The 13321-nt window shown below is 56.7% G+C and carries 11 protein-coding genes; 7 read left to right on the top strand and 4 right to left on the bottom strand.

Annotation, left to right across the window (positions count from 1 at the left end):
* Positions 1-15: 15 nt before the first annotated feature.
* From GSQ86_RS09845 to GSQ86_RS09830, 4 genes are all read left to right on the top strand, one after another.
* On the top strand, positions 16-228 hold the full coding sequence (locus GSQ86_RS09845; RefSeq protein WP_158749777.1) for a hypothetical protein: 213 nt from the start codon (positions 16-18) through the stop codon (positions 226-228).
* A gap of 129 nt (positions 229-357) precedes the next feature.
* Complete coding sequence (locus tag GSQ86_RS09840; RefSeq protein WP_158749776.1) at positions 358-1779, top strand: L-fucose/L-arabinose isomerase family protein; 1422 nt, start codon at positions 358-360, stop codon at positions 1777-1779.
* A gap of 80 nt (positions 1780-1859) precedes the next feature.
* Positions 1860-3443 carry a ribulokinase gene (locus GSQ86_RS09835; protein WP_158749775.1) on the top strand — a complete coding sequence of 528 codons (1584 nt, stop codon included), beginning with the start codon at positions 1860-1862 and terminating at the stop codon, positions 3441-3443.
* 375 nt (positions 3444-3818) lie between these two features.
* Entirely contained in the window at positions 3819-4781 is a 963-nt protein-coding gene (locus GSQ86_RS09830; protein WP_158749774.1) for a zinc-binding alcohol dehydrogenase family protein, read from the top strand.
* Between the two features lie 248 nt (positions 4782-5029).
* Here GSQ86_RS09830 and larB read toward each other — a convergent pair whose 3' ends face one another.
* From larB to GSQ86_RS09810, 4 genes are all read right to left on the bottom strand, one after another.
* Positions 5030-5821, bottom strand: coding sequence for a nickel pincer cofactor biosynthesis protein LarB (gene larB / locus GSQ86_RS09825; protein ID WP_158749773.1), 792 nt, complete (start codon positions 5819-5821; stop codon positions 5030-5032).
* Complete coding sequence (larC, locus tag GSQ86_RS09820; RefSeq protein ID WP_158749772.1) at positions 5818-7116, bottom strand: nickel pincer cofactor biosynthesis protein LarC; 1299 nt, start codon at positions 7114-7116, stop codon at positions 5818-5820. The genes larB and larC overlap by 4 nt, the downstream gene beginning before the upstream one ends.
* 94 nt (positions 7117-7210) lie before the next feature.
* Positions 7211-8056 carry an ATP-dependent sacrificial sulfur transferase LarE gene (gene larE, locus GSQ86_RS09815; protein ID WP_254062278.1) on the bottom strand — a complete coding sequence of 282 codons (846 nt, stop codon included), beginning with the start codon at positions 8054-8056 and terminating at the stop codon, positions 7211-7213.
* Positions 8044-9036 (bottom strand): aldo/keto reductase, encoded by a 993-nt coding sequence (locus GSQ86_RS09810; RefSeq protein WP_158749771.1) that lies wholly within the window; start codon positions 9034-9036, stop codon positions 8044-8046. Before GSQ86_RS09810 ends, larE begins: the two co-directional genes overlap by 13 nt.
* 119 nt (positions 9037-9155) lie before the next feature.
* Here GSQ86_RS09810 and GSQ86_RS09805 point away from each other — a divergent pair, with 119 nt between their 5' ends.
* From GSQ86_RS09805 to GSQ86_RS09795, 3 genes are all read left to right on the top strand, one after another.
* Positions 9156-10349: a lipopolysaccharide assembly protein LapB gene (locus GSQ86_RS09805; protein ID WP_158749770.1), complete on the top strand. Its 1194-nt coding sequence runs from the start codon at positions 9156-9158 to the stop codon at positions 10347-10349.
* Positions 10346-12085 carry a chloride channel protein gene (locus tag GSQ86_RS09800; RefSeq protein WP_158749769.1) on the top strand — a complete coding sequence of 580 codons (1740 nt, stop codon included), beginning with the start codon at positions 10346-10348 and terminating at the stop codon, positions 12083-12085. Before GSQ86_RS09805 ends, GSQ86_RS09800 begins: the two co-directional genes overlap by 4 nt.
* 156 nt (positions 12086-12241) lie before the next feature.
* Positions 12242-13321: hypothetical protein (locus GSQ86_RS09795; RefSeq protein WP_158749768.1), on the top strand; the 1080-nt coding region annotated here is incomplete at its 3' end.

Below are 13321 nucleotides of genomic sequence, written 5' to 3'. Positions count from 1 at the left end.
GGAGAGATCATAACCATGCGCGAAGCAATGTCGATCTGGTTTTTCGCCGGCGTCCTCTTCCTGCTCTATGGCATCATCATTCTTGCCGAGGGCTTCTGGGAGCTGTCTCATCCTCCCGCCAACCCTCCAGTGCTCTTCAATCTGCACCCATCGATATGGTGGGGTGCGATGATGACCGTCGCAGGACTGGCCTACACCGTCCGCTTCTGGCCACGCGTTAAAAGATAAAGGAACACCACTCGGGTGCCACATGTTCGCGGGGCCGAAGGCGCAGCTAACGTGGGGTAGTTCGGAGATTTAGAAATTGACTGAATGACGGGGCTTTAGCCCTGAGGGAAACTCAAAGGAACCCACGAAATGAAAAAGCAACTTACATTTGGAGTCATTGTCGGAAGCCGCGGATTCTTCCCGCATCACCTCGCCAAAGAAGGCCGCGAAGAGATGATCAAGGCGCTCGATGCCGACGGCTACAAAAGCATCGTGCTCTCTCCCGAGCAGACACAGCATGGCGCCGTCCAGACTCCCGATGACGCCCGCCACTGCGCCGAGCTTTTCAAGCAGCACCGCGAAGAGATCGACGGCATCATCGTCACGCTGCCCAACTTCGGCGAAGAGCGGGCCATCGTCGACGCCATCCGTCTCTCGACGCTTAAAGTGCCCGTGCTCGTGCAGGCTACGCCCGACCGCGCCGACATCATGAAGATCGCCAACCGCCGCGACAGCTTCTGCGGCAAAATGTCGGCCTGCAACAACCTCATGCAGTACGGCATCCCCTACTCGATCACCGCGCTCCATACCGTCTCGCCCAGCTCCGATGCATTCAAAAAAGACCTCGCCTGGTTCGCCGCCGTCTGCCGCGTCGTCAACGGCTTCAAGAATCTCCGCATCGGAGCCATCGGCGCGCGCCCAGCGGCCTTCAACACTGTGCGCTATAGCGAAAAGCTCCTCGAGCTCAACGGCATCTCCGTCGAAACCCTCGACCTCTCAGAGATTCTGGGCCGCATCAATCACATGAACGACACGGACGACGCAGCCCAATCCAAGCTCGCCGCCATTAAGTCTTACGTCTCGACCAGCGGCATCCCCGACGCCGCCCTCATGAAAATGGCCAAGCTTGGCGCCGTCATCGATGGCTGGATGAAGGAAACATACTGCACCATCAGCGCCATCCAGTGTTGGACATCGCTCGAAGAATACTTCGGCGTCGTGCCCTGCACCGTCATGAGCATGATGAGCGAAAATCTCTTCTCCAGCGCCTGCGAAACCGACGTCGTCGGCGTACTCAGCATGTACGGCCTCGCCCTCGCCTCGCAAACCCCAAGCGCCCTGCTCGATTGGAACAACAACTACGGCGAAGATCCCGACAAGGCCGTCTGCTTCCACTGCTCCAACCTGCCAAAGCACTTCTTCGCCGACGTCCGCATGGACTATCAGGAAATCATCGCCGGGACCGTCGGCAAAGAGAACACCTTCGGCACCTGCGTGGGCCGCGTCAAAGCCGGAGCCATGAGCTATCTCCGCTTCTCCACCGACGACTTCAACGGAAAAATCCGGGGCTATGTCGGCGAAGGCGAATTCACCAACGATCCGCTCGAAACCTTCGGCGGAGCAGGCGTAGTGAGAATCCCCAAGCTGCAAAAGCTCCTGCGCATGATCTGCGAAAGGGGCTTCGAGCACCACGTCGCCGCCAACTTCTCAACCGTCGCCAGCCCCGTATACGAAGCGGCCACCCGTTACCTCGGCTGGGACATGCACTACCACGAAGACCCCAACGCTTAACAATCTGGGTGCCCCACGTTCGCGAAGCTAACGTGGGTTAAAACGTACCCAAACCAACAGAAGCAAACCAAGGAACAAAGATGTCCACCATTGCAGGCGTAGATTTCGGAACCCTCAGCGTTCGCGTCACCCTACTCGACAGCGAAAAAGGTCGTCTCGCAACAGCGAGCGCCGAGTACCCGCTCCATCGTAAGCGCGAAGACCCCGACTACGCCACGCAATCCCACCAGGATCAGATGGACGCCCTCGTCAAAGCCACGCGTCAGGCAATCCAAGACGCAGGCATCGATGGCACACAGATCGAAACCATGGCTCTCGACACCACCGGCTCCAGCGTCATCCCCGTTGGCGAAAACCTCCAGCCGCTCGACGACTACTACCTCTGGTGCGACCACCGCGCCAAAGAAGAAGCGCAGCAGATCACCGAGCTCGCCCACAAGGAAAACCTCGAAGCTATCGAATGGTGCGGCGGCGTCTACTCTCACGAGTGGGGCTTCGCCAAGCTCCTCCACTGGCTCCGCCACAACCCCGAAAAACGCGAGCATTTCGTCACCGCCTTCGAGCACTGCGACATGGTCGCAGGAACTCTCTGCGGCATCAATGACGCAAAACGGGTAAAACGCAGCGCCTGCGCCATGGGCCACAAATGGATGTGGAATCCCAAATGGGACGGCCTGCCTTCACAAAAATTTCTTTCCGATCTCGATCCGCTCTTCGATGGCATCCGCGAAAAGCTGTCAGGCGATTACGCCACGTCGGACAAACTCGCAGGCCATCTCTCGCCCCAATGGGCCGACGCCATGGGACTTCGGGCCGGAATCCCCATCCCGGTTGGAGCCTTCGATGCGCACTGGGACGCCATCGGCGCAGGCTGCCGCGAAGGTGACGTCGTCAACGTAGTTGGCACTTCCACCTGCATCATTGCCATGCAGAAGAAGGCCAACCTCGTACCCGGCGTCTGCGGCGTCGTTCCCGGCAGCGTCCACCCGAATTACACCGGCGTCGAAGCCGGCCTCTCCGCTACCGGAGACATCTTCGAAGCTATTGCCCGCCGCGCCGGACACAAAGTGTCGGAATTATCAAAGGGCCTCGAAACCTACCGCGCCGGACAGACTGGCCTCCTCCGCCTCAGCTGGGACAACGGCGACCGCACTGTCCTCGTCAACTCCGAGCTGGGCGGCGTCACCCTCGGCTGGAACCTGATCCACACCGCGCAGGACGAGCTCTTCGCCGCCATTGAAGGCACTGCCTTCCACACTCGCATCATCCTCGAGCGCATGGCCGAGTACGGTGTGCCTGTCGATCGCGTCATCAACGCCGGAGGCATCCCGCAAAACAATCAGGTGCTGAATCAGGTCTACGCCGATGTACTCGGCAAGCCTGTCCTCGTCCCTGCCGGAATTCCCACCAGCCTCGGCTCCGGCATCTTCGCCTTCCTCGCCGCCGGAACCTTCTCGACCGTCGAAGAAGCGCAGGAAAAGATGTGCCTCAGCTACAAGACATTTGCGCCAAATCCGGCAGCAAATGCGACTTATAACCGGCTTTTTGCGCACTATAAGCGGCTTTATTTTGCCCTGGGAAAGCGCGGAGCAGAAGCATCAACGCTGGGCGATGTACTGCCGGAGCTGCGCAAAATTGCGGCTGAAGTCACGCGAAGGGTTTAGCCGGGATACCCCCTCCCCCCTGGTGGGTGGCTCTTTCCTTTATTTTCAATGGTTTAGAGGGGGATCATCCCCTCCAAGCTGCTGATTCCAAACAGTTTAGATGGGTTCTAGTGTTTTCAATCACTTAGCGGAGGATTACCTTAGTTTTATCCCGAAAGACTGAAGAATTTGGCGGGTGAGTTTTCCCCGCTTCACTTTACTGGGGTGGAAATCCTCTGGTAATTTTCCCTATATATTCAGGATATCAGTTTCAGCGATATAATCTGCCAAGTTACAGCATTTTTAAATATCTTATAATCAATAACTTGCAAGAAAAATCGCTGAGGTGGGTCTTGACAAGATTTGCGATGCGAACCTCGGCCCAAGGAGAAATCTATGAACGCCGCTGTTGTCCACGCTTACGATGCTCCTCCCAGTTACGCCTCCTTTACCGATCCTGTAGCAGCTGATGGTGAAATGCTCGTCACCGTCACAGCCGCCGCCCTTCACCCCATCGTGAAATCCCTGGCCAACGGAAGCCACTACGGCAGCACCGGCAAGTTCCCATTCATTCCCGGCGTAGACGGGGCAGGAAAGAAAGAGAATGGCACCCGCGTCTTCTTCGGAGCTGGGCGGCCGCCCTACGGCACCTTCGCCGAAAAGACCATCGCATCGCCCTTGGTCTGCCTGCCCCTGCCGGATACGCTCGACGACGTGACCGCAGCCGCCATCGGCAACCCGGGCATGTCCTCCTGGGCAGCTCTCAAGTTCCGCGCCAAATTCGCTACCGGAGAAAGCGTTCTGATCCTCGGCGCAACCGGGGTAGCGGGCAAACTCTCCATCCAGATCGCCAAACGCCTCGGAGCCCGCCGCGTCATCGCCGTAGGCCGCAACCCGCAGGCATTGGAGGAATTGAAAAGTTTAGGTGCCGATGCAGTCATCGCATTAGGGCAGGAACACGACGCATTAGTCGCCGCTTATCGCAAGGAATTCGCTGAAAATGGTGTCGATGTTGTGCTCGACTACCTGTGGGGCGAGCCAGCCGAAACCCTCCTGAGCGTCGTCTCGCAAAAAGGCCTGCAGCACAGTTCGCCACGCATCCGCTACATCCAGATCGGCAACAGCGCCGGCCCGAACATCACTCTGGCCGGGGCCACCCTCCGCAGCTCTGGACTCGAACTATTAGGCAGCGGATTCGGCAGCGTGGCAATGGAGGAAATCGGCAAATCCGTCGGCGAATTCTTTCAGGAAGCAGCGAAAAAGCCCTTCGTTTTTGATGTGAAAGCCGTCCCATTGCGCGAAATTGGCGCTTATTGGAACGCTTCCGAGCAAGGAACCCGCTTGGTTTTTCAGCCTTAGTTTGTTTCTGTGCGAACCCCACCCTTCGCCTTTCGCTCTGGATGGGACACCCTGGTTTTCGTACGAGCGAAGTAGATTCCGTCTATCGATTATCCTGGAGATCCTTCGCTTCGCTCAGGATGACGGTCAGACTTTACGGCTCGAAGCCTTCAATCTATCCCACCCTTTCGCAAGGAGCGCGAAAGGATGGGGCACCCGGCGTTTATCGGAAGATGACAAACTGTTGTTTCAATTCCATGTGACTGTCCTTACATGCTCTCCAGCTGCCGGGCCAAATCACGCGCCGCAGCAGCCGCAGAACGCAGCATCATCGCCGCCACGTAAGCTGCACCGAAGCCATTGTCGATATTCACGACCGACACATTCGGCGCACAGGAATTGAGCATGCCCAATAAGGCAGTAAGGCCGCCAAACGCCGCACCATAACCAACACTGGTAGGCACAGCAATCACCGGCGCGGCAACAAGGCCGCCGACGACGCTGGGGAGCGCACCTTCCATACCTGCGCAAACAATCACGGCCCGCGCCTCGCGCAGCGTCTCATGCTGGGCAAGCAGCCGGTGCAGCCCGGCAACACCCACGTCGTAAACGCGATCGACTTTTACGCCGAGATATTCGGCAGTCACCGCTGCTTCTTCGGCTACCGGAATATCGCTGGTGCCGGCGCACAAAACCGCAACCCGGCCCGCATTCGACGAAACATCCGTCTGTCGAAGCCCGATGATCCGTGCTTCGGTGTGATATTCGGCTGCGGGAACCATCTGCTTCACCGCATCCCACGCTGCAACCCCAGCTCGGGTAGCGATCACATCGCCGCCAGCCACCGCCATGCGCGCAAAAATCTCGGCCACCTGCTCCGGAGTCTTACCGGCGGCGTAAATCACCTCCGGCAGGCCAAGGCGCAGCGAGCGATGATGATCGATCTTCGCAAACCCCGCGTCTTCAAAGGGCAGATTCGACAACTTATCTAGCGCTTCGGCAGGAAGCACGCTGCCGCCCTCGACCTGCCGCAGTAGTGCAAGTATCGCATCGCGGTTCACGCTTCTACCCTCTTCTCAGCAGCGGCTGCAAGCGCAGCCTGCATCACCTGTTTGAGCGGAACACCATGTTTACGAGCAGCCGCAGCGCAGTCCTCGTACTCCGGCATCCAGTTCATATCGCCGCCATCGCGCGAACCAACCTTTACGCGAATATTTCCAAACGAGGTTTCAACCTCGACAAAGCGACGCTGCAAAATCACGCGATCTTCTTCATGCACGCGAAGGCCAAGCGTCGTAGTCTCCCGCAGCAGCAACTCTCCAAACGCCCCACGCCGCTCCGGACGGCAAAGCACCGTCAACAAACTCCCCATGCGGCCCTTCTTCATCACCACAGGAGCACACATCACATCGAGCGCACCTTCTTCCAAAACACGCTCCATCACATGCGCAACAAGCTGAGGCGTCGCATCATCGACCGCACATTCGAGCACGGCAACACGTTCCGAAGGAGAGGTCTTCCGCACCGTCGACTCGCCGATACTCAACCGGAGAACATTGGGAAAGTCTTTCGGATTGCGAGTACCAGCACCATATCCAATCACATCCGCCGCAAAGGTGGGAACGTCCTCGAACCGACATCCCAATGCCTTTAATAACGCGGCACCAGTTGGAGTAGTCAGCTCCTTCTGCACACCCGCCGAGTAAGTCGGAATACCCTTCAGCAACTCAGCCGTCGCAGGCGCCGGAACCGGAAACATCCCATGCGCACACTGAACAAAACCACTACCGGTATTGACCGCCGATGCATACCACGCATCGACCCCAAGCGAGCGAAGGCCTGCCGCGCCGCAGACGATATCCGTGATCGTATCCATGGCACCCACTTCATGAAAGTGAATATCTTCAACCGGCTTATTGTGAATCTTTGCCTCAGCATGCGCCAGCAATTCAAAGGCTCGCAGCGCGAGCTCCTTTACGTCAGAGGCCAGCGACGCGTGTCCAATCAGCTCACGAATCTGCTTCCAGTTGCGGCCATGTACATGGTCGTGTTTGTGTTCGTGATCGTGGTGGTCATGGTCATGAGGATGCTCGTGCTTTTCATCATGGTGGTGATGATGTGCATGCTCATGTTTATGAGCGTTCTCGGCGATCTCGCCATTGGCGGCATCCAGTACATCTACTTTTGTCGCTGTGATACCACTTCTGTCGACCGATGAAAATCTGAGAGTCGCGCCAATGTTGAGAGCACCTGCCGCTTCTTCAAGGAGCGAGCGCGAAACACCTGCGTCAATCAGTGCGCCAAGCAGCATGTCGCCGCTGATGCCGGCGAAACAATCCAGATAACCAATTCTCATCAAGCGATCCGGGGCTGAAGCCCGCCCATCTCCCGTCTATATTCACCGGGCTAAAGCCCGGTGCTTCTAACAAAAAACCATTTTATGAAACTCTTTATCTTGCTTTAGTCAGGGCATCGATGGGCAGAATCTCATTCATCGAACCGGAGCGGTAGCCTTCGCAGTCGACCGCAACATAATGGAAGCCGGCTGCACGCACGGCGTTGCCCATCTGCTTAAATGTTTCCGGCGTCATCGCAGCTGCCAGCTCATTTTCCGCAATTTCAATCCGCGCAATGTTGCCATGATGGCGAACGCGAAAATTCCGCAGGCCCAGCGTACGCAGCGCCTCTTCGGAGTCTTCCACCATGCGGAGCGCCTCCGGTGTAACGCGGCGGCCATATTCGATCCGCGAAGAAAGGCAGGCCGATGCAGGCTTGTCCCAGACACGCAGGCCTGCGGTCTGCGCCAGAATACGAATATCGCTCTTGCTGAGTCCGGCCTCCGCCAGTGGAGCGGCGACGGAGTGTTCCACGGCAGCGCGCTGTCCAGGCCGGAAATCTTTTTTGTCGTCGGTATTCAATCCGTAAGCGACGGCAGTAAATCCGAGACGCTGGCGTTCTTTCTCAAGCACGGTAAAGAGTTCGTCCTTGCAGTGAAAGCACCGGTCCGCCTGGTTTATGGCATACTCTTCGCGTTCCAGCTCGTCCGTTTCGACAGTACGCAGCGGAATCGACTGCTCCTGGGCGAACTCCACCGCTTCGCGGTAATGGCTGCGCGGCAAGCTGGCTGAGTCGGCGATGATGGCGACCATACTATCGCCCAGCACCTGGTGCGCGGCGTAGGCGAGATACGCTGAATCTACGCCCCCCGAATACGCAACGATCACGCTGCCCAACTCCGTAAGCCGTGCATAGAGCTTCCGTTGTTTCTCTGCCAATTCCATCATCAGCCCAGCCATTGCGGATTCTGGTATGTGCCGTCAAAGTTGTGCGAGGTCTTGTACAGTTCGAACTCGCCCTTTTGCGCGACCGTCTGGGTCTTGTTCAGGATCGCGCTGACCTCCGTCTCGCTCAGCCCACGGAAATTTTTCGCAGTATCGAGAGCCTGCTGCAATATCTGCATCGAGTCGCACCCAGTGATGACCACGCTGACGGGAAGGTGCATAGCATAGCGTAAGCACTCGACCGGAGTCACGGTCTTGCTCTTCAGAATGACGCCGTCGCCCATCGGCTTCATGCCAAGCACGCCCATATTCAGCTTTTTCGCTACAGGAACGACTTTGCTGCCGAAACTGTCGAAGTGAGCATCCATGGCGTTAAGCGGCATCTGCACCGTATCGAAAGTGTAATTATGTTTCGTTGCCGTCTCAATCATGTGCAGGTGAATTTCAGGGCTTTTATGGCCAGTGAATCCGATGAAGCGAACCTTGCCTTCTTTTCGCGCCTTTTCCAGATATTCGAGTGTTCCGCCAGGTGCGAAGACACGCTCCGGATCGGTCATTCGAATGACCTCATGAATCTGAATCAAATCAATGTGGTCGGTCTGCAGGCGTTTCAGCGACTCTTCCAGCTGGTCCTGCGCGGCTTTTGTGGTGCGCCCGTCGAGCTTCGTCATCAGGAAGGCTTTTTGCCGGTAACCATCCTTGAGAGCGATGCCCATACGCTCTTCGCTCAGGCCATTGTTGTAATCCCAGCAGTTGTCCAGAAAATTAATGCCGGAATCAAGCGCCGTGTGGACGATGCGGGTGGAATCTTCCTGCGAAACATAGCTACGGCCAATGTGATGGCCACCCAACCCGACCAATGATACTTTGGCCTCAGTACGGCCCAGGGTGCGATAAGGCATTCCGGAGGCGGTATCCACCGCGTCGGAGTAAGGAACAAGGGTGGAGGACAAGGCAACGATCGCGGCTGATTTCAAAAATTCGCGGCGTTCCATCCTGGGACTCCTTTTTCCCATCCTACTCCTTACATGTAATGGATGAGCTTCATTCACTTCGATGCGCAGTTTTGTAAGCACGTCAATCGAGCCTCTGCGCGTTAATCTAAAGAGAGAAGATGTCTGCACTTCAATTACGATCGGCTCTTACCCCTGAGGAGCGCCAACAAAAGCAGAAGCTAATTGTCAGGGACTCGCTGGCTCTGCTTAGCCTCTTCGCTATAGTTGTAGTTCTCTTTTTTATTACACTTTTCCTTTTCCACTCCTTTTCTGTCCATCGCCAGGAACTTGCTCAGCGCTGGCGTACCCGGGGAGAAGGCGCTCTTCGCGCAGGCAAGCCGATTGCCGCAATTGATGCGCTTCGTTCGGCGCTGGCCTATTCCCCGGATGATGAGAATCTGCAGATCGAACTGGCCGAGGCTCTGGCGGCTGCAGGACGCACGCAGGAGGCGGTTGCATACTTCAATACTCTGCTCGACTCCCGGCCAGGCAGTGGAATGATCAATCTACAGCTCGCACGTATGGCGTCGAAACAGGGCGAAGAAGCAGCGGCACTTGAGTATTATCAGACCGCTCTCGATGGTACCTGGGAGGGTGATGGTTACATTCGCCGCCGCGAGGTCCGATTGGAGCTGGCACAATATCTGATCGACAGGAAGCGATATGACCAGGCAAAAAATCAGCTGCTGATCGCAGCCGGCAATGCGCCGGACGATGCCGGCCTGGAAATTACCATGGCAGCCTTGCTCGAAAAGGCACAGGACCCCGGCAATGCTCTCCACCTCTATAAGAAAGCCATCCAGCACAGGCCAGTCCGAATAGACGCGCTTTTAGGTGCAGGCCGCACAACCTATGCTCTCGGCCGTTATCTGCCGGCCAAAGATTTCTTGGAGAGGGCGTTGAATCATCCTGAGTTCGAAAAGGAACCTGCAGGCTTGCAGTTGCAATACCGCGATATGCTGTCCGATGCCGACCATATCCTCCTGCTCTATCCTGGCCCGGACCGGAGCGTGCGCGATAGAGCCGAACGCATTCTGGCCAACAGAAATACAGCGCAAGACAGACTTGCCTCGTGCCTGAGCACTAAGAACGTCATGCCGCCTGAGCTGCAGGCGCTGAACAATCAGTGGCAGCAGATACCGGCGACTCTGCGTCGATTGCAACTGGAGCAGGATCCGGAGCTGGAACAGAAAATTATGCAACTTGTTTATCAAACGGAAGAGGTCACCAGCCAGCAATGTGGAACTCCTACCGGCAATGATGCACTCCTCCTTAAAATCGCCAAAGCTCCGGAAGCCGTGGAGCAAAGATGACCTTCCCGCCCGTCCAAGAAACCGAAACAGCACCGCAACGCATTCCGACCCAGGCGCAACTTGAAAAAATTGCGCCCACCCGGGACGAGCGCCTCTTTCTTGTGCTCTCGATCTTTATCGGCGTGCTCTCCGGGCTGCTCGTCGTCTCCTTTCGAATCGCAATTGAGTGGATCAAAATCCTCACCCTTGGTTCAGCACCGCATGCCGGCCAATTACGGCTGCTGTTTGTTCCAGCCATCGCCGGATTGATTGTCGCCGCGTTGGTGCAGCTTGCCTTTCCCGCGGCACGCGGAAGCGGCGTCAACCAGACCAAGGCCGCGCTTTACATTTACAACGGCTACATCTCTTTTAAGACGGTCATTGGAAAATTCATAACCTCGGCGCTGGCCATTGGGTCCGGCCACTCGCTTGGACCCGAAGATCCGTCGCTTCAGATCGGAGCGGGCGTCGCCTCGATAGTCGCGCGCCGGCTGAATCTTTCCCGGCAGCGGTTGCGCCTCTTCGCTCCTATCGGCGCAGCTGCTGGTCTGGCTGCCGCTTTCAACGCTCCGATATCCGCCATCCTTTTTGTCATTGAAGAAGTTATCGGACGATGGAGCGCAGCTGTTTTGGGCTCTGTTGTTCTTTCCGCCATTTCGAGCGTCGTCGTTGCCCGCTGGTTCTGGGGTTCGGAGCCCATTTTTCGTATTCCGACCGTTACGCTGCGCGATCCTCGTGAGTTGATTGCCTACGCCGTCCTGGGCATCGTAGGCGGCTTTGCGGCGCTCGTCTTTTCCAAAGCTCTCGGCTACCTGCGCCCGCGTCTCCGCGCCATGCCCAAATGGACACAATATTGCCAGTCTGGCCTGGCCGGCCTGCTGGTTGGCATGATCGGATTCTTTGGTTTTCCCCAGGTCATGGGTCCCGGCTACGAGGTCATCGATCAGGCCATGCACGGGCAATTTGCCTGGAAGCTGCTGCTCGTCCTGGCGCTGTTAAAGATCCTTGCAACCACGCTTTCGTTTTCCAGCGGAACGCCGGGCGGCATGTTTGCCCCCACTCTCTTCATCGGCGCAATGCTTGGTGCGTCGGTCGGATCATTCGAGAAGCTGTTTTTCCCACACCTGACCGGCACGGTCGGTTCGTATGCCCTGGTAGGCATGGGCGTGCTTTTTGCCGGATTTCTACGAGCCCCGCTCACTTCCGTCTTCATGGTGCTTGAGGTCAGCGGAAACTACTCGATCATCCTGCCGGTCATTCTGGCCAACATGATCGCCTATCTGCTATCACGCGGCTTACAGCCGGTGCCGATCTTCGAGGTCTTCACCCATCAGGACGGTCTCGCCCTGCCCTCAATGGAAGAAATACGAGAAGAATCTGAACTGCATCTCGAAGACGCTCTGATTCCCGTCCAGGTGCCGATCGTTAAAGGCAACCAGTCCATCGCCAACGCAGGAGAGATCGTTGCAGCAACCCAGGCAAAAGCCTTCCTTGTCTCTCTTTGGGATGGCTCCTGGTATGCCCTGACTACAGGCGAACTGACATCATTCAGCGCAACTCTGACCCCAGAGACGCCGATTGAACAGGCTCTTCCACCGGAACGTCTCCCTTTGCTCTTTCCTGACCTGCCGCTCGACAGCGCACTTCCCTATTTTCCACGCTGGCCTTTGCTGCCGATCATGAACCGCGCCACCAAGGGAACAATCGAGGGTATTGTCACGCTTGAGGACGTGCTGCAGCGCTACCACAAAATTTGAACGCAGCCATGGCCTCCGTATTGTCCGACCGATTTCCGATCTTTTTCATCTTCTCCAGGAGAAAGCAGCTGTTGTCCGAAACTGATTTCAGCTTTATACGTCTACACGTTTAGACCATCTGCAATTGCTTCTGCTATTTTCGGTGAGGTTGGTATTTTGGGTTCTCCTGTTCTGGAAGCAAACACTTCACCCCTTGTACAGGGTGGCCGCGCAACTGATCTGTCCCGCTCTCTGGCCGTCAGCGACGCTATGGTGCTCGGCATACTGACTCCCTGCGTATTGTTCATCCACGGCTATCATCCCTTTGCCGACGATGCCGGTATCTACGTTGCAGGCATTTGTAAGATGCTCGACCCCTCACTCTTCACGATCGATTCCAGCGTCGTAGTTGCGCATACCCAATGGTCTATCTTTTCGCACATATTCGCCTGGGCACTGCGTATCACTCACATTCCCCTGGAAATCGGCCTTTTAGCCGCTTATTTTCTGTCCATTTTTGCGTTTCTGACCGGATGTCTCCGCCTCTCGCGAGGCATCTTCAAGGATCCGAATCTTCAGTGGGGCGCGACTCTTTTTGCCGGAGCCCTCTTCACGCTCCCGGTCACGGCCACGGCGCTCTCGGTCATGGATCCCTACGTGACTGCTCGATCCTTCTCGACGCCATTTTCTCTTTTTGCGCTGGCTGCCTGTCTCGGACGCGACTGGAAACGCGCAGCCCTCTGGTTTCTCGTCGCCGCCACTCTGCACCCACTTATGGCCGCATATCTCGGCACATTCCTCGTCACCTTGATCTTTGTCATGGAACGGCGTTGGGTCTGGCTCGCAACAGCTTGTCTAAGCGTTTTCACGGGCTGCGCCCTTGTTCACTTTGTCACACGCTACTCCCCATTGCCATACGGATATCGAGAAGCCGTACTGACACGAGATTATTTTTTCCTCTCAAACTGGCATTGGTATGGGCTGGTAGGGCTTCTGGTTCCGCTGTTGTTTATGTTGCTTGCAGCTATTCGTTGCAGCAACGTCGCAGTTCGTAATCTTTGCATTGCCTGCGTTGTCACCGGCTCAGCCGCAATTGTCATTTCATCCTTCTTCGTTCACACTTCCGGAAACTTTTTACTGGCAAGGCTGCAGCCTCTCCGTAGCTTCGAGTTGATCTATCTCTCTGGCATCTTGCTTCTTGGCGGTTTTTTCGCGCAATACCTGCGCGGTAAGCGCGCCTTCGTGGGTGCGGCTCTT

The sequence above is a fragment of the Acidobacterium sp. S8 genome, from assembly GCF_009765985.1.
In the GTDB taxonomy this organism is placed as follows: domain Bacteria; phylum Acidobacteriota; class Terriglobia; order Terriglobales; family Acidobacteriaceae; genus Alloacidobacterium.
Note: the sequence above shows the minus strand (reverse complement) of the source record. Positions and strands in the feature narration are given on the sequence as shown.